Origin of the sequence: Pseudomonas sp. R2-37-08W, assembly GCF_003851705.1 — a bacterium.
Taxonomy (GTDB): Bacteria; Pseudomonadota; Gammaproteobacteria; order Pseudomonadales; family Pseudomonadaceae; genus Aquipseudomonas.
In genome coordinates this window covers 2,990,520-3,007,142 of the sequence record NZ_CP027728.1, presented here as the reverse complement: position 1 = coordinate 3,007,142, position 16,623 = coordinate 2,990,520, and the positions used below count along the sequence as shown (strand labels likewise).

Here is a 16,623-nt window from a genome sequence, read left to right as displayed (position 1 = left end):
CTGGCTCCTGAAAGAAAATCAGGAGCACAGCTTCGACGATCAATTGTTTGTGTTGAATGTGGGGATCATGGATCCGTCATGATATATCGCCACCTTAGCTTCTTCGATATGACTAGGTGTCAATGTTTCGTCACTCTTAAAGGAAAAAATAGCACATTGTTCCAGGGGATCAGTAGCAGCATTCCAATTTGAAGGTTTTACGAATGATAAGGCTCCCCGATCGGTCGCATAGTGTTCAACTATCCATCCCGGGATGTTGGCGGCTTCCTCTGGAGGAGGCGTCACAGGATCAACGAGTGACCCATCAGCCCGGATGGTCGCTCCGCGCTGAGCCCATTGTTTGAAAAGAAAATCTTTAGGCGGCTGAAACATATCAAGTACTCCATGAAGGGTGATCGAAACCAGAGCGTTGCTCTGGCGCGCGTTTCATCAACGTGCCTTATGAGTCTATGCGTAATGAAACGCCTGTCTACTGTCAGAAATTACAGGTGCAGACGAGTGACTCATGGTGGCAGAGGCAATTGGCTAAGCTGATTCCAAGGAAGATATAGCTGTTCAATGTGACTGTCACAGAGCGCGTAGCGCAGACGCAGCCCTAGCCCAGCAAACGAAACTACGCATAATGTATATTATGTTAAACGACAGGCCATGTCATAAATGTTCATGAGCTGCCTAAGTGACTGATTCGACGAATTCGTTGTTGACGCCTACTCTCTCAACGGGCTATGTCCATAGTGTTCATGACGAATCCTTGAATGACGTTCGAACATATGCGTAACGACGCGCCGCTCGTTTCTTTTTCTGAAGCGCGCGACGAATTTTATCGGCCTCATGAATCAACATCGGTACATTTGCGACTTCTGGCCACAGAGATAGCGCGATGCATGGCGGTGTCGCTTGCGACTTGATGGATCAACAAGGCCACAGAAAAATGAAAAGATCACTTATCGGTTTACTAGGATTTTTATCGCTGCTTCAGACATCACTTTCCTTTGCCGACAACGCCAACGGAAAAGCCCTTTTTGTACAGCGATGCGCCGTGTGTCACGGCCCCGACATCAAGGGAACAGGGCCGCTGGCCAATAAAAGCAATCCACCAACGCCAGACCTTACAACGGCTGCGTTCAAGAAGCGTCTCAATGATTATCCGGGCGTGATTGTGTCCTCAATAATACTTCGCCCCAGTGGAAGCCTGATTCCAAAAACGTTGCGAGAGAATGGCGTGAAGATACCGCCACATGCCTGGAGCGTGAATGATCTGCGTGACTTGCATCAATACATTAGTGATGTCATTACAAAGAAACGATGATTGTCAAAGGTGTGACGGATACATAAATCCGGTAACCCTTAAACAGTGACTGGAAATCAAATCGCTCGATAACGCGCTGATGAAGTATTAGACGTGATCAATAGCTATTGCTGAATTATATTCAAGCCTTATAACTCAGAGCAGAGGGACAAACCCATGCGGACAAAGGTTGCAATCGTTGGAGCGGGCCCGGCGGGATTGATGTTGGGGGCAACTTCTCTCGCTGATGAACATAAGCAACGTGATTGTTGAAAGTCGCTCAAGGGATTACGTCGAGGGGCGGAGTCGCGCCGGCCAGATCACCCCTGCCACGGTGAAGATTCTGACCGAAAGCGGTGTTGGTTCGAGGGTTCACGCTCAAGGAATGGTGCATTCGGCACTGCAATTCCATTACGACGGTGCGACACGCGGGCTGGACTTCCAGGCAATGACCGGGCGCACGGTCACCAGCACTTTGCGGGCCGCTTGCCGATCCTGGGCATCTGCCTGGGTCATCAGTGTATAACCGCCGCTTTTGGCGGTGAGGTGCGCAGGGCCCGCCAGGTCCTGCATGGGAAAGTGTCGCGTATCCGTCACGACAGTCGCGACTTGTTCAACGGCCTGCCCGACGGATTGCAAGTCGCCCGGTATCACTCGTTGGTGGCAGGCACCCTGCCCGACCCGTTGATCGCAACGGCACATGCGCTGGATGACGACGGCAACCCGGGAGAGATCATGGCGCTGAGGCACCGGGAATTGCCGATCTATGGCGTGCAGTTTCATCCCGAGTCAGTGATGACCCAGCAAGGCCTGGCGATGCTGGGCAACTACCTTCAACTGGTTGAGGCTGTCCGCCCCGCCAGGGCAGCGATCTGATCGTTCGCGCTGAGGCGACGCCGGGTCGCCGCCCGAGGCCCGGCGAGGTGATGACTCAGCCCAGACGCATCGATACTTCGATGTCATCGCCGAACGGCACGCTGAGATAACCGTTCTGCGGCGAGCGCACGTGAGCCAGGTATTCCGGGCAATAGTCAGTGTTGTCGGCGATCACCAGTGCACCGGGGCGCAGGTGTTTTTCAACCAGACTCAATACGTCGCCATACAACGCCTTGGCGCCATCGAGCAGCAACAGATCGACCGTCCGCGGCAGGTTGCTGGCAAGGCTGTCGAGTGCATCGCCTTCGCGAATTTCAATCAGGCCACTGACGCCACCTTCTACAAAGTGATGCCGCGCCAGTTCAATCTTCACGGTTCGAATTCGCTAGTTCGGATCGACCAGACGAGCGGAAAATCTCGTCCATGAACATAACTCGATGAACAATCGCATTCGTTTTGAGCTATTGAGCCAAGTGCAGTGCGCTGGGGAGCGTCTTATGAACATCTGACATCGCCCACTTGTAAAATAAGCATTACGGTATGGTCGAGATCTGCATCGTCTTTATTGTCACGGATCTCGAAACCGCACCGACGTCGCTGGGCTAAAGTTTTTGCCCCGAAAGGCATCTACTTTTAAGCACTTTCTTCCTCGGCCTGGAAAACCTCTATGAGCTTTTGATTGTAGTCATCCAGATAGCTTTGAAGCCCATCTCGATCGATCAGCCGAACGCCTGCTGTGCTGGCCAACTCCTTGGCGGACTTCGTGTAGTAGGAATTGGTGACAACCATGGCCTCGTCGCAACCGTAAAAGGCCTTAGCGGAAATGGCTTGCTGCACAGCCGCGTTACCGACTGAGCCAGAGTAGTTCTTGGCCTGGATGACCATGTTTTTACCGAAGCGACTGACAAAAAGATCGGCACCTTGATCAGCCGTCTTCTTGGTCTCTTTGACGTCGTAGCCGATCGTTTGGAAGATCTCAACCAGGAATGCTTCGAATTGAAACCCGTCCATGGCATCCACCAAGTACATGGTGATGAACTGGTTCGGATTGAAATGCTCGAGCTGCGATCCCAGCCGCTCGACGAGGATATCGAAATAGATTTCCTCGCAGAGGCTCAGACCATTTCGAAAGGCTTGCAGCGGCAGGAGTGGAACCCCGGATGTGGTCGATGATTGGGGGTTGAATTGAACATTGGGGAATGGAACGTCATTTTCCCATAGGTAGTAATAGAACAAAGCCAAGTCAGACCTGAACGTCGTCCCTGCCTCTTCAATCCAAGAACGTAAGGTGTCGGCAAGGTCAGTTCGAATGTGTCTGGTCAACTCTCTGGAGAAGCCCAGATAGGCAGAGTTGAAGGCGGTGGTCTGCAAAAGCTTGTCCAAGAGAGATGGTAGCCCTTCAAGCTCGTCAAAGCCTTTGCGTATCAAGACTTCCCTGAACAATTCCCTCTCGCTATACACACCATCCAATCGTGGCCCAGGTACGCCCGCGTCATCGCTGCTACCTGCGCTTTCACGAGTCGTGTGAATGAAGTTCGTGAAGTATGGCTGCTTCAGCTCCGCGTACTTCCTCAAGACGTTGTTCAAAAGATCGTTGAGCTGGGCTTGCTCCTTCTTCTTCCCGAAAAAGTCCTGAATCAAGCCCTTGGATCTGTATTGAAAGTCGGGATAAAACGAAGGATCCAGTGGCGTGAGGTGTCGCAACGTGATCTCTGATGACGGTGAAACTTGAGAGCCCATGCACCACGGGCATGCGATCTCAAAGGTAGTTCTGTTGCATCCATTGCATTGGTAAATCATCGCACTCATCCCTTTCATGATTCGTCACGCTACCTGCGCGTTCTCATGCTTGCGACAATATCTGACTGCCATTAGCACGTCCACGCGCTTGCGTCCGGCTAACGCCTAGCACTCCCCTCCTCCAAGGACATTCATGACTTCCAAGTTGTGCCTTTGCGAGCACATTACGTTGAGGGTGCGCACTTCATCGGCCACCACAGCGAAACCTCGACCCGCATCCCCGGCTCGCGCGGCTTCAAGCAATCATGCGCGAGTCTACACGCATGAATGGGCATGACCCGTACCCTGACAATTTAAGTGCACACCTGCTCTAACCTCTTACCCAACCCAACTCACAGCAGTTTTGGGAATCACTTCTGACTCGTCGAGTTTGGAGGCGAACATGCTCACCGCCGCGACGGCGTCGCTGGTGCCGCTGCGGATCTGCAATATCACCGAGCCAGCCTGATCAGCCAGGCCTACGCCGCGTTGCGCGCCCTCTTGAGTAGCGTTCATGCTGGCGACGGCATCACGGGTTTCGGAAAGGATCTTGCCGATCATTTCGGCAATTTCCGCAGTCGAGCGACTGGTGCGTCCCGCCAGCTGTCGGACTTCGTCGGCCACTACCGCAAAGCCTCGGCCCTGATCGCCCGCTCGGGCTGCTTCAATGGCGGCGTTGAGGGCCAGCAGGTTGGTCTGATCAGCGATACCGCGAATGGTATTGACGATGGCCGTGATCTGTTCGGAACGGTCACCCAGCTGACCGACCAGCCGCGCCGACGCGCCAATGTTTTCGGCTATCTGGCGCATCTCTCTGGCTGTTTCCTGGATGACTTGGGCGCCCTGTTCGGCGACTTTCTCGGTCTCGGCGGAAATATGGTACGCCCGGGAAGCGCCGCGCGAGTCCTCTTCAAAGCGCTCGATGCGCGCGGTGATATCACTGGCGAACTTGACGATCTTCGATAATTTGCCGTCAGCGTCATACACCGGGTTATAGGTCGCTTCCAGCCAGACTACCCGTCCGTTTTTGCCGATACGTTTGAACTGGCCACTGAAAAACTCGCCGGCATTCAATCGACGCCAGAAGTCGCTGTATTCGCTGCTATTGACCAAGCTTGGCTCGCAAAACAGCCGGTGGTGCTTACCCTTGAGCTCGTTCAGGCTGTAGCCCATGGTGTGTAGAAAGTTGTCGTTGGCCGAGAGGATATTGCCCGTGAGGTCAAACTCAATCACAGCCATGGCGCGATCCAGCGCGGCCAGCTTGCCCTGCGCCAGCGCTTCTTGAGCGACTTTTTCAGTCACGTCCAATGCATACTTGACGATCCTGTTCACTTGGCCGCGCTCGTCGAGCACCGGGTTGTAACTGGCTTCAAGCCAGACATTCTGCCCCATCGCGTTAATTCGCTGGAAAGTCCCCGACACGAATGTACCGGCACGCAGTTGCGCCCAAAACTGGCTGTAATCCGCGCTGCGAGTTAACGCAGGGGGCAGAAGTCTCGATGCGACTTACCAAGCAATTGGTCAGCGCTATAGCCCATGGTGACGAGAAAGTTATCGTTGGCTCGCAGCACTTTGCCGTCCAGATCGAACTCGACCACCGCCATAGAGCGGCCCAGTGCTTCGAACAATCCCTTGTAACCCACTACTTCAGCCTTCCTGGCCTCCAGTTCATCTTTTATAGTTTTATTGAACATGGACTGACCCTCGGTTTACCGCCAACGGATACGACTTGAATAGGTATCGGCGGACAATCGGGCAACTGAATGGCGTCCTACACAATTATGATTTGACGTCAATAAACCGCGCTCTGATCACGCCTCATTCAACGTCAGCACGATCTTCAACCGAAGATCCTTTTCCGCGAACGGCTTATGCAAAACCGGGCAGTCAGCAAACTCTTCCGGCAAACCGCTGGCTCCATACCCCGTGCTGAATAAAAACGGAATGTGGCGTGCACGCAAAACACTGGCAACCGGAAACACGCGTTCTCCCGCCAGGTTCACGTCCAGAATCGCCAGGTCTACGTCGAGCACACTGGCCTTTTCGAGTGCCTTCGCGAGTCGGGCCACGGAGGCGACTACCGTGCATCCCATGTCTTCGAGCATTTCCTCGATCAACATCGCGATGGCGCCTTCGTCTTCAACCAGCAGCACCCTGATCCCTGGGAACACGGTCATGGTGTGTTCTCAACGACCATAAACGAGAAGCGGCAATGAACGCCCTCATGGGCATAGTCGAGTTCAAAAGAACCGTCTAGATCACGCTCGATGCAGCGCTGCATCAAACGCGAACCCAACCCTTTGCGTTCTGGCGTGATCACTGCAGGGCCGCCCTCCTCGCGCCAGTCCAGGGTGAGTAGCGCGCCGTCCGGCTGGGGTTGAACGCTCCAGTTCACGTAAAGTGTCCCGGTCTCGTTCGACATCGAACCGTATTTCAGGGCGTTGATTGCCAGCTCATTGAGGGTCATGGTGAGGCTCAGGGCGACGCGGGTGTCCACATCAATGGCATCACCGGCGATCATGATGCGCCCAGGTTCATCGCCGAATACCGGCATTAGCACTTCATGGGCGAGCACGCTCAGCGGCGTTTGGCCCCAATGCCGCTTCGTCAGCAGGTCGTGGGCACGCGACAACGCGAGCAGCCTGGCTTCGAAGCGGACATAACCTTCGTTGGCATCCTGCGCGCTGCGCGCGGTTTGCGCCGCCAGGGACTGGACTGTGGCCAGGGTGTTCTTGACCCTGTGATTGAGTTCATCGATCAGGTTTTTCTGTCGGTCTTCTGCCTGCTTTCGCTCAGTAATGTCCACGAGCATGTTGATCGCACCGATCAGGTTTCCGTCGGCATCGTGCAGAGGGGTCGGATAAGGCGCAAAGGACACGCGCGTGCCGTCCGGGCGTTCCGCAATGGCCTCGACGCCCCGTACCGGCCGATTTTCCCTGAGCGCCACGGCCATGGGGCATTGGTCGTGAGGCAGATACGTGCCATCGGTGTTGAACAGTTTCCAGGTGACGCACCACAGGTCGCCCAGTTGCGGTGTGCGCCCCGACAACTCGACGGCCGCGCCGTTATAGAAGTTGATACGTCCTTCGGCGTCGGTGGTGTAGACGGCCGCCGGCAGCGCCTCCAGCAGGTTGCGCATGTGTCGCTCGCTTTCGCGCACGCGGTGTTCCATCTCTCGGGCCAGCGTCACGTCCTGGATGACCCGTACGCCGTAGCGGAACCTGCCATCGGCAGCCCTTACCGATGAGCTGTGAATATCCAGATAGATCGGCTGGCCATCGAGCTTTACGGCACGTTTGCGTAACACGTAATTGTCCAGTTCGCCCGCCACCTGCCGTGCGTATAACGCCGCGTCCTGCTCGACACTGTCTGGATGGGTGTAGTCCAGGAAGGTCATCGCCAGCAGTTGCTCGCGAGACCGACCGAGCATGGTGCACAGGGCATCGTTCACCCGCAGCAGGCGACCGTCCTCCCCTGCTTCCGCAATGCCGATGGTCGCCGCCTCGTAAGTCGCCGCCAAGCGGTCATCGCTCTCCTGGCGCTCGGTTTCGGCGTCGTGCACGCGGGTCACGTCGATAGTGAAACAACGGGTATTGAAGAATTTGCCGTTTTCAAAGCGCCCATTGGAGGTAATCGCGACATGCTTGATGGTGCCGTTCTTGGCTTTAAGGCGCGCCGGATAGCTGTTCAGGCAATCGCCGCTGCCAAGCTTGGTGAGGATGTCACCGATAACCGGCTCATCCACATGGAATTCGGTGATGTGACGGCCGATGTACTCGTCCGCTGAATAGCCCAGCAGCGACAACTCGGCTTTGTTGGCCCGCAGGATGATGCCTTGGCCGCTGACAATATGCAGGCCCACGGCGCTGTTTTCGAAAAAGTCCTCAAGGTCGCAGCTTTTGCGTCGCAGCTCCTCGGCGATGGCGTGGTGCGTCGAGACATCCTGAAAGCAGTTGATTGCGCCCTGGATGTGTCCCTCCCGGTCTCTCAGCGTGCGGATACTCATGAGTGCCACGAATCGCGATCCGTCAGGGCGCTCGATCAAGACTTCCTGGTTACGCGCGCACTGGCCCGCGTTGAGGGTTGAGGCCATCGGGCATTCGTCAACGGCCAACGGCGTGCCATCTGTGGAATAAAGCCGATAAGAACCGCAAAAACGGTCGCCGCCCTGCCCCAACGCTGGGGTCCTTCCCCACAGCTCGACCGCTTCGCTGTTGAACCTGATGAGCCACCCATCACGGTCACATAGGTAGATAGCCCCAGGAATGGCATCGAGCGTGCGGGTTCCCATCGCGACCAGGCTCTCGTACTCGCTGGGCTCGCGCGCTTCCCTGGGGCGCTCTTCAAAATTCAACATCGTTCATTCCTCAAACACCTGATTGGAACGCATCTGTTTTCACCGTCTTGGGGCCCACTCTGCCTGAGACGGCGTTCCACTTCAGATAAATCTCATTTCACCCGGAAATCTTTTCTGAGCCTGCAATGGACGCTAGATCGTTATGGGTTTCGGTAGTTCAGTAAAAATGGAGCATAGAACGCACTACAAGATCTTGTAGGTGCCAAGCCTCTACAAGTCCTCTATAAAAACCCGCACTTCCCCCCTCCCCTAGGAACACCCTGCCATGCACATGGAAGAGCACACGCTGAGTGAAATGAGTGACGAGCTCAAACTCATGTTAGGTCGCTTTCGGCACGAACAATTCGTCGAAAAACTTGGATGGCGACTGCCCATTCAGCCGCACCAGGCCGGTTGTGAGTGGGATCAATACGACACGGAGCACGCCCGCTACCTCCTGGCGTTCAACGAGCATCATTCCATTATAGGCTGCGCCCGCCTGATACCCACAATATTCCCCAACCTGCTGGAGGGTGTCTTCAGCCATACCTGCGCAGGTACACCGCCCAAGCATACCGCCATCTGGGAAATGACCCGCTTCACCACCCGCGAACCGCAATTGGCCATGCCTTTGTTCTGGAAAAGCCTCAAGACCGCTCGCTTGGCAGGCGCCGATGCCATCGTCGGAATCGTCAACAGCACGATGGAACGCTATTACAAGATCAATGGGGTCAACTACGAGCGCCTGGGACCGGTCACCCTGCACCAGGACGAAAAAATCCTCGCGATCAAACTCTCGGCTCACCGTGCACACCACCGTGGTGCGCGCATGCCTTCAGCCTTCACGTCCGGGGCGTTTCTGGAAGAGACCGCATGATACCGGCCGAGTCGTCCTGCTGGACGACTCGGCGCAGTCGATGAACCTCAGATATAGCCCAGCGCGACCGCGTAAGACACGGCCTGCACGCGGTTGCTGGCACCGAGTTTGCGTTGGATGTTGCGGTGATGGTAATTCACGGTGTCGGTGCACACGCCCATGATCACGCCAATTTCTTCCGAGGTCTTGCCGTCTGCGGTCCAGCGCAACACATCACATTCCCGCTCGCTGAACTCCACATCGGTGTTGAACGCACGAACATCGCTTTCCAATTCGGAAATCTTCGCCAGGGCCGCCGCGGCAAACGCTTTGGTCACCGGCTTCAATGCTTCGAACTCCTGAAGACTGATGACATTGTCCTTGCGTGCCAGGCTCAACACCCCGACACGCCCCTGGGTGTTGAACGAGGGCTGTGCCAGGCCATGGCACAGATTCGAATCGTTGGCTTCAGACCACAGCTGCGGGCAGCCTCGGAACAGCTCATTGCTCCACAAAATGGGGGCCGACGAGACTTTGCTGTGTTTCACCGTAGGGTCGATCGTTGCGTAGTTAGCTGCCTGATAGCGCTGTATCCAGTCTTCGGGATAATTGCTGTACATATGGGTTCTGGGCCGCATGAACGGCGTCACACTGCACATGCCATAAGCAAAGAAATCAAACCGCAGTTCACGCAAGACCCTCAATGAAACCGCCGTGAATTCCTCCATGTTCATGGTTTGCGCAAAGATACTGTAAAAATAAGCATCCCATCCCAACAGCTGTCCTAATTCCATTTTGAACACCTATAAAGCTCCAAAGGAGATGTGAGACTAAACCAACCTGAACTCATGTCAAACACAAAATACCAGCGCCATAGACTGCTTCGCACTAGCACTAGATTTCTTATGACTAACCCAACTAACTAGCCATAGGCCACTGTTTCTCGGCCGACGAATGAACCTGCCCATTCATAATAATGCAACAACCTGTCCGACAGCCCGCACCGCCCCAGTCAGGCTTGAGCCACTACAAGATCTGGTAGTTCCAAGCCCAGGAAATGCGGGTGTATAAACAACACCGCTCGGAACAGCCGCGAAGGTGCGACAGTTAAAACAACTGTTAGATACGGCCATGCGCAATTAACTAAATATTTACTTGATTTTTAAATCTTAATCCAACTAAGGAGAACGCTGCCCATGCCTGCTTCGCTTACCACTGGCGGTTTTAATGATCAGCTCGAACTTCGCCAAAAGAATCGCGCCACGGTTGAACAGTACATGCGCACTAATGGCACAGATCGCCTGCGCCGACATGAGCTGTTCACGCCGGATGGCAGCGGCGGCTCCTGGAACACCGAAACCGGTGAGCCCCTTGTGTTTAAAGGCCACGCGAAACTCGCCGCTCTCGGCGTGTGGCTGGACAAGTGCTTTCCAGACTGGCAGTGGCACAACGTCCGAGTGTTTGAAACCGACAATCCCAACCACTTCTGGGTGGAAAGCGACGGCCGTGGCAAGTCCCTGGTGCCCGGTTACCCGGAGGGGTATTGCGAAAACCATTACATCCATTCCTTCGAGCTGGACAACGGCAAGATCACGCAAAACCGTGAATTCATGAACCCCTTCGAACAACTTCGCGCCTTGGGCATCCCGATTCCAAGCATCAAGCGTGAAGGGATTCCCGCCTCATAAGCCCTTTATCCATTGGAGATTGAGCATGTCTACCAGCGCAGCACAACAACTGACAACTAATGACACTGAACTACGTCGCAAGAACCGCGCCACGGTCGAGCAATACATGCGCACCAAAGGCCAGGATCGCCTGCGCCGTCATGAACTATTCACTGAAGACGGTTCCGGCGGCTTATGGACCACGGATACCGGCGCCCCGATTGTAATCAGTGGCAAAGCCAAGTTGGCCGAACACGCTATTTGGTCACTCAAGTGCTTCCCGGATTGGGAATGGTACAACGTCAAGGTGTTTGAAACCGATGACCCTAACCATATTTGGGTCGAGTGCGATGGTCACGGCAAGATTCTCTTTCCCGGTTACCCGGAAGGTTATTACGAGAATCACTTCCTGCACTCCTTCGAACTGGAGGACGGCAAAGTAAAACGCAATCGTGAATTCATGAACGTCTTTCAACAACTTCGCGCCCTGGGTATTGCGGTACCGCACATCAAGCGTGAAGGCATCCCTACTTAATCCTTTGGGAGAGTGATCGCATCATGGAAGACTTACTGAAACGGGTTCTAAATTGTGAAGCGTTCCAGCAGCCTCAATGGAGCGAACCCTCACAATTACATGACGCGCAGGCCTACCTCAGGGACAGCGCGTCACTGATTCGCGTCGAAGACATTCTGGTCCTGCGTGCCACCCTGGCCAGGGTCGCGGCTGGCGAAGCGATGATCATCCAGTGCGGCGACTGCGCCGAGGACATGGATGAAAGCGCGCCCAGCCATGTGACGCGCAAAGCCGCGGTGCTGGACATCCTGGCCGGTGCGTTCCGGCTGGTAACCCAGCAACCGGTGGTGCGGGTGGGGCGGATTGCCGGGCAGTTTGCCAAGCCGCGTTCCAACCACAGCGAACGCATCGGCGATATCGAGTTGCCGGTGTATCGCGGTGACATGGTCAACGGTCGCGAAGCAGTCAGCGGCCATCGCCAGCATGATGCGCAACGCCTGGTGCGCGGCTATCGCGCTGCGCAGGACATCATGCAACACCTGGGGTGGAAGGACCCGGCCGGCAAGGAACCGCTCAGCGCTTCTCCCGCCTGGACCAGCCACGAAATGCTGGTGCTCGACTACGAACTGCCGCAAGTGCGCCAGGACGAGCAGGGCCGGGTATTTCTCGGTTCAACCCACTGGCCGTGGATTGGCGAGCGTACCCGCCAATTGACCGGCGCTCACGTCGCTTTGCTCAGTGAAGTGCTCAACCCGGTGGCCTGCAAGGTCGGCCCGGACATCACCCAGGACCAGCTGCTGAGCCTGTGCGAGCGCCTGGACCCCAGGCACGAACCCGGCCGGCTGACGCTGATCGCCCGCATGGGCGCCCACAAGGTTGCTGACCGCCTGCCACCGCTGGTTGAAGCGGTGCGCCGTGCCGGCCACCAGATCATCTGGCTCAGCGACCCGATGCACGGCAACACCATCGTCGCGCCCTGCGGCAACAAGACCCGCATGGTGCAGACCATCACCGAGGAAATCACCGCCTTCAAACATGCCGTGACCTCCGCTGGTGGCGTGGCCGCCGGCCTGCACCTGGAAACCACCCCCGATGACGTCAGCGAGTGCGCCTCCGATGCCGCCGGCCTGAGCCAGGTTGCCAGCCACTACACAAGCCTGTGCGACCCGCGCCTGAACCCCAGGCAAGCCATTGCTGCGGTGATGGCCTGGCAAACCTGCCCTCCTCCACCCCTGGTTCCCTCTGACTGGAGTTTGTCGCCATGACCGGCATTCCATCGATCGTTCCTTACGCCCTGCCCACCTCCCGCGACCTGCCCTCCAACCTCGCGCAGTGGCGTATCGACCCCGAGCGCGCCGTGCTGTTGGTGCATGACATGCAGCGCTACTTCCTGCGGCCCTTGCCCCAGGCCCTGCGTGAAGAGGTCGTGAGCAATGCCGCGCGCATTCGCCAGTGGGCCGCCGACAACGACGTGCCGGTGGCCTACACCGCCCAACCGGGCAGCATGAACGCGGAGCAACGCGGGCTGCTCAAGGATTTCTGGGGCCCAGGCATGCAGGCCAGCCCGGCCGACCGCGAGGTGGTCGACGCCCTCACGCCCCAACCGGGTGACTGGCTGCTGACCAAGTGGCGCTACAGCGCCTTCTTCAATTCCGACTTGCTGCAACGCATGCACGCTGGCGAGCGCGATCAGTTGATCCTGTGCGGGGTGTATGCGCATGTCGGGGTACTGATTTCCAGCGTGGATGCCTACTCCAACGACATCCAACCCTTCCTCGTTGCCGACGCGATCGCCGACTTCAGCAAGGAGCATCACTGGATGGCCATGGAATACGCCGCCAGCCGTTGCGCCATGGTCATCACCACCGACGAGGTGGTGCTATGAGCCAAGCCGCCGCCCGCCTCATGGAACGCATCCTGCAACCGGTGCCCGAACCGTTTGCCCTCTTGTACCGTCCGGAATCCAGCGGCCCCGGGCTGCTGAACGTGCTGATCGGCGAGATGTCGCAGCCGCAGGTACTGGCCGATATCGACTTGCCTGCGCCCTCGATCGGTGCCCCGCGCCTGGATGTACTGACGCTGATTCCCTACCGCCAGATTGCCGAACGCGGCTTCGAGGCGGTGGACGATGGGTCACCGCTGCTGGCGATGAACATCACCGAGCAGCAGTCCATCGGCATCGAGCAGTTGCTGGCGTTGCTGCCCAACGTGCCGATTCAATTGAACAACGAACGCTTCGACCTCAGCGACGCCAGCTATGCCGAGATCGTCAGCCAAGTGATCGCCAACGAAATCGGCTCCGGGGAAGGCGCCAACTTCGTGATCAAGCGCACCTTTCTGGCCGAGATCAGTGAGTACGGCCCGGCCAGTGCGCTGTCGTTCTTTCGTCATCTGCTGGAGCGGGAAAAAGGCGTCTATTGGACATTCATCATCCACACCGGCAGTCGTACCTTTGTCGGCGCGTCCCCCGAGCGCCACATCAGCGTCAAGGACGGGCTCGCGGTGATGAACCCCATCAGCGGCACCTATCGCTACCCTCCCGCCGGCCCCAGCCTGACCGACGTCATGGACTTCCTGGCCGACCGCAAGGAGGCCGATGAGCTGTACATGGTGGTCGACGAAGAGCTGAAAATGATGGCGCGCATCTGTGAAGACGGCGGACATGTGCTCGGGCCTTACCTCAAGGAAATGACGCACCTGGCCCACACCGAGTACTTCATCGAAGGCAAGACCCGCCGCGATGTGCGCGAGATCCTGCACGAAACCCTGTTCGCCCCGACGGTTACCGGCAGCCCGCTGGAAAGCGCCTGCCGGGTGATCCAGCGCTATGAGCCGCAAGGCCGGGCGTACTACAGCGGCATGGCCGCGCTGATCGGCAGCGATGGTAAGGGCGGACGCTCCCTGGACTCGGCGATCCTGATTCGCACCGCCGACATCGATAACAGCGGGCAGGTACGCATCAGCGTGGGTTCGACCATCGTGCGCCACTCAGAACCCCTGACCGAAGCCGCCGAAAGCCGGGCCAAGGCCGCCGGCCTGATTGCCGCACTGAAAAACCAGGCACCTTCGCGCTTCGGTGGCCATCTGCAGGTGCGCGCAGCATTGGCCAGCCGCAATGCCTACGTCTCGGATTTCTGGTTGATGGACAGCCAGCAGCGCCAACAGACTCAGGCCGACTTCAACGGGCGGCATGTGCTGATCGTGGACGCCGAAGACACCTTCACCTCGATGATCGCCAAACAGCTGCGGGCGCTGGGCCTGGTGGTGACGGTGTGCAGCTTCAGCGACGAGTACAGTTTCGACGGTTACGACCTGGTGATCATGGGCCCTGGCCCTGGCAACCCGAGCGATGTCCAACTGCCGAAAATCGACCATTTGCACATGGCCATCCGTTCCTTGCTCAGCCAGCAGCGGCCGTTCCTGGCGGTGTGCCTGAGTCATCAGGTGCTGAGCCTATGCCTGGGCCTGCAGTTGCAACGCAAGGCCATTCCCAACCAGGGCGTGCAAAAACAGATCGACCTGTTCGGCAACGCCGAACGGGTGGGTTTCTACAACACATTCGCGGCCCAAAGTTCCAGTGACCGCCTGGACATCGACGGCATCGGCACGGTCGAGATCAGTCGTGACAGCGAGACCGGCGAGGTCCATGCCCTGCGCGGGCCGTCGTTTGCCTCCATGCAGTTTCATGCCGAGTCGCTGCTGACCCAGGAAGGCCCCCGCATCATCGCCGACCTGCTGCGGCACGCCCTCATCCACGCACCTGTCGACAGCACCGTTTCGGCCGCCGGGAGATAACCATGCACAACTACGTCATCATCGACGCCTTTGCCAGCGTGCCGCTGGAAGGCAATCCGGTCGCGGTGTTCTTTGACGCCGACGACTTGCCGGCCCCGCAGATGCAACGCATCGCCCGAGAAATGAACCTGTCGGAGACCACCTTCGTGCTCAAGCCACGTAACGGTGGGGATGCGCTGATCCGGATTTTCACCCCGGTCAACGAACTGCCCTTCGCCGGCCACCCGTTGCTGGGTACGGCCATTGCCCTGGGTGCGCACACCGACAATCACCGGCTGTACCTGGAAACCCAAATGGGCACCATCGCTTTTGAACTCGAGCGCCAGAACGGCAGCGTGATCGCCGCTAGCATGGGCCAGCCGATCCCGACCTGGACGGCCCTGGGCCGCGACGCTGAATTGCTCAAGGCCCTGGGCATCAGCGAGTCGACCTTTCCCATCGAGATCTATCACAACGGCCCGCGCCATGTGTTCGTCGGCCTGCCGAGCATTGCAGCCTTGTCGGCCCTGCACCCCGACCATCGCGCGCTGTCCAGCTTCCACGACATGGCCATCAACTGTTTTGCCGGCGCGGGACGGCATTGGCGCAGCCGGATGTTCTCGCCGGCCTACGGCGTGGTCGAGGATGCGGCCACCGGTTCCGCTGCCGGGCCGTTGGCGATTCACCTGGCGCGCCACGGCCAGATAGCGTTCGGCCAACCCGTGGAGATTTTGCAGGGCGTGGAAATCGGCCGCCCTTCACTGATGTTCGCCAAAGCCGAGGGCCGCGCCGATCAAGTGACGCGAGTCGAAGTATCCGGTCATGGCGTCACGTTCGGACGCGGGAGCATCGTGTTATGAACCTTCCACTGCAAGGCAAGCCGCTGCTGGGTAAAGGCATGTCGGAATCCCTCACCGGCACACTGGATGCGCCCTTCCCCGAATATCAGACGCTGCCCGCCGACCCCATGAGCGTGCTGCACAACTGGCTGGAACGTGCGCGCCGCGTGGGCATCCGCGAACCCAAGGCCCTGGCGCTGGCCACCGCCGACCGCCAGGGCCGGCCCTCCACCCGGATCGTGGTCATCAGTGAAATCAGCGACGCCGGACTGTTGTTCAGCACCCATGCTGGCAGCCAGAAAGGCCGTGAACTGACCGACAACCCGTGGGCATCGGGTGTGCTGTATTGGCGCGAGACCAGCCAGCAGATCATCCTCAACGGCCAGGCCGTGCGCCTGCCGGAGGCCAAGGCCGATGAAGCGTGGCTCAAGCGCCCGTATGCGACGCACCCGATGTCATCGGTATCGCACCAGAGTGAAGATTTAGAGGACGTGCAAGCCATGCGCAACGCCGCCAGGCAACTGGCCGAGGCGCAAGGCCCACTGCCACGTCCCGAGGGGTATTGCGTGTTCGAGTTGCGGCTTGAATCGCTGGAGTTCTGGGGGAATGGGCAGGAGCGGCTGCATGAGCGGTTGCGCTATGACCGCAGCGATACAGGCTGGAGGGTGCGGCGTTTGCAGCCCTGACGCGTGCG

The 16,623-nt window shown here is 57.8% G+C and carries 17 protein-coding genes and 5 pseudogenes; 11 read left to right on the top strand and 11 right to left on the bottom strand.

The features are described from left to right. Positions 1 to 39: 39 nt before the first annotated feature. Entirely contained in the window at positions 40 to 372 is a 333-nt protein-coding gene (locus tag C4J93_RS13785; protein ID WP_124429635.1) for a hypothetical protein, read from the bottom strand. 559 nt (positions 373 to 931) lie between these two features. Between C4J93_RS13785 and C4J93_RS13780 the strand changes: the two genes are divergently transcribed. Further along, the gene (locus C4J93_RS13780; protein ID WP_124430877.1) at positions 932 to 1,309 is read left to right on the top strand and encodes a c-type cytochrome; all 378 of its coding nucleotides are present in this window, start codon (positions 932 to 934) and stop codon (positions 1,307 to 1,309) included. Between the two features lie 226 nt (positions 1,310 to 1,535). Beyond that, positions 1,536 to 1,682, top strand: a pseudogene (locus C4J93_RS27730) (FAD-dependent monooxygenase); the annotation flags it as partial. A 17-nt stretch (positions 1,683 to 1,699) separates the two neighbouring features. On the opposite strand, the gene C4J93_RS27415 reads toward C4J93_RS27730, so the two are convergent. Beyond that, positions 1,700 to 1,861 carry a hypothetical protein gene (locus C4J93_RS27415; RefSeq protein ID WP_256660198.1) on the bottom strand — a complete coding sequence of 54 codons (162 nt, stop codon included), beginning with the start codon at positions 1,859 to 1,861 and terminating at the stop codon, positions 1,700 to 1,702. On the opposite strand from C4J93_RS27415, the gene C4J93_RS13770 reads away from it, so the two are divergent. Then, a complete protein-coding gene (locus C4J93_RS13770; RefSeq protein WP_256660190.1) occupies positions 1,784 to 2,164 on the top strand; it encodes an aminodeoxychorismate/anthranilate synthase component II in 381 nt (126 codons plus the stop codon). The genes C4J93_RS27415 and C4J93_RS13770 overlap by 78 nt on opposite strands. 55 nt (positions 2,165 to 2,219) lie before the next feature. Here the strand turns inward: C4J93_RS13770 and C4J93_RS13765 are convergent. The 8 genes and pseudogenes from C4J93_RS13765 to C4J93_RS13740 form a co-directional block, all read right to left on the bottom strand. Further along, positions 2,220 to 2,551: pseudogene (locus C4J93_RS13765) on the bottom strand (O-methyltransferase); the annotation flags it as partial. Positions 2,552 to 2,797: 246 nt separating this feature from the next. After that, complete coding sequence (locus C4J93_RS13760; protein ID WP_124368967.1) at positions 2,798 to 3,964, bottom strand: restriction endonuclease; 1,167 nt, start codon at positions 3,962 to 3,964, stop codon at positions 2,798 to 2,800. Positions 3,965 to 4,135: 171 nt separating this feature from the next. Continuing rightward, positions 4,136 to 4,204 (bottom strand): annotated as a pseudogene (locus tag C4J93_RS27725) (methyl-accepting chemotaxis protein); the annotation flags it as partial. 78 nt (positions 4,205 to 4,282) lie between these two features. Further along, positions 4,283 to 4,759, bottom strand: a pseudogene (locus C4J93_RS27720) (methyl-accepting chemotaxis protein); the annotation flags it as partial. 159 nt (positions 4,760 to 4,918) lie between these two features. After that, a pseudogene (locus C4J93_RS27715) lies at positions 4,919 to 5,365 on the bottom strand (PAS domain-containing protein); the annotation flags it as partial. A gap of 53 nt (positions 5,366 to 5,418) precedes the next feature. Next, a complete protein-coding gene (locus tag C4J93_RS27710) occupies positions 5,419 to 5,637 on the bottom strand; it encodes a PAS domain-containing protein (protein WP_256660070.1) in 219 nt (72 codons plus the stop codon). Positions 5,638 to 5,754: 117 nt separating this feature from the next. Beyond that, on the bottom strand, positions 5,755 to 6,120 hold the full coding sequence (locus C4J93_RS13745; protein ID WP_124429632.1) for a response regulator: 366 nt from the start codon (positions 6,118 to 6,120) through the stop codon (positions 5,755 to 5,757). Next, positions 6,117 to 8,300 (bottom strand): PAS domain S-box protein, encoded by a 2,184-nt coding sequence (locus tag C4J93_RS13740; RefSeq protein ID WP_124429631.1) that lies wholly within the window; start codon positions 8,298 to 8,300, stop codon positions 6,117 to 6,119. Before C4J93_RS13740 ends, C4J93_RS13745 begins: the two co-directional genes overlap by 4 nt. A gap of 265 nt (positions 8,301 to 8,565) precedes the next feature. Between C4J93_RS13740 and C4J93_RS13735 the strand changes: the two genes are divergently transcribed. Continuing rightward, positions 8,566 to 9,156 carry an acyl-homoserine-lactone synthase gene (locus C4J93_RS13735; protein WP_124429630.1) on the top strand — a complete coding sequence of 197 codons (591 nt, stop codon included), beginning with the start codon at positions 8,566 to 8,568 and terminating at the stop codon, positions 9,154 to 9,156. A gap of 47 nt (positions 9,157 to 9,203) precedes the next feature. On the opposite strand, the gene C4J93_RS13730 is transcribed toward C4J93_RS13735, so the two are convergent. Further along, positions 9,204 to 9,929 (bottom strand): autoinducer binding domain-containing protein, encoded by a 726-nt coding sequence (locus C4J93_RS13730; protein ID WP_124430876.1) that lies wholly within the window; start codon positions 9,927 to 9,929, stop codon positions 9,204 to 9,206. A 402-nt stretch (positions 9,930 to 10,331) separates the two neighbouring features. On the opposite strand from C4J93_RS13730, the gene C4J93_RS13725 reads away from it, so the two are divergent. Genes C4J93_RS13725 through phzG form a run of 7 tightly spaced genes read left to right on the top strand, consistent with a single transcriptional unit; the run spans position 10,332 to position 16,615 of the window. Next, entirely contained in the window at positions 10,332 to 10,823 is a 492-nt protein-coding gene (locus C4J93_RS13725; RefSeq protein WP_124429629.1) for a PhzA/PhzB family protein, read from the top strand. A gap of 25 nt (positions 10,824 to 10,848) precedes the next feature. Continuing rightward, the gene (locus tag C4J93_RS13720) at positions 10,849 to 11,337 is read left to right on the top strand and encodes a PhzA/PhzB family protein (protein WP_124370729.1); all 489 of its coding nucleotides are present in this window, start codon (positions 10,849 to 10,851) and stop codon (positions 11,335 to 11,337) included. A gap of 23 nt (positions 11,338 to 11,360) precedes the next feature. Beyond that, positions 11,361 to 12,581 carry a 3-deoxy-7-phosphoheptulonate synthase gene (locus C4J93_RS13715; protein ID WP_124429628.1) on the top strand — a complete coding sequence of 407 codons (1,221 nt, stop codon included), beginning with the start codon at positions 11,361 to 11,363 and terminating at the stop codon, positions 12,579 to 12,581. Further along, on the top strand, positions 12,578 to 13,201 hold the full coding sequence (locus C4J93_RS13710; protein WP_124429627.1) for an isochorismatase family protein: 624 nt from the start codon (positions 12,578 to 12,580) through the stop codon (positions 13,199 to 13,201). Before C4J93_RS13715 ends, C4J93_RS13710 begins: the two co-directional genes overlap by 4 nt. Before the next feature lie 20 nt (positions 13,202 to 13,221). Next, complete coding sequence (locus C4J93_RS13705; protein ID WP_372238182.1) at positions 13,222 to 15,111, top strand: anthranilate synthase family protein; 1,890 nt, start codon at positions 13,222 to 13,224, stop codon at positions 15,109 to 15,111. Between the two features lie 2 nt (positions 15,112 to 15,113). After that, positions 15,114 to 15,950 (top strand): PhzF family phenazine biosynthesis protein, encoded by an 837-nt coding sequence (locus C4J93_RS13700; RefSeq protein ID WP_124429625.1) that lies wholly within the window; start codon positions 15,114 to 15,116, stop codon positions 15,948 to 15,950. Further along, complete coding sequence (phzG, locus tag C4J93_RS13695) at positions 15,947 to 16,615, top strand: phenazine biosynthesis FMN-dependent oxidase PhzG (protein WP_124429624.1); 669 nt, start codon at positions 15,947 to 15,949, stop codon at positions 16,613 to 16,615. Before C4J93_RS13700 ends, phzG begins: the two co-directional genes overlap by 4 nt. Positions 16,616 to 16,623 lie beyond the last annotated feature (8 nt).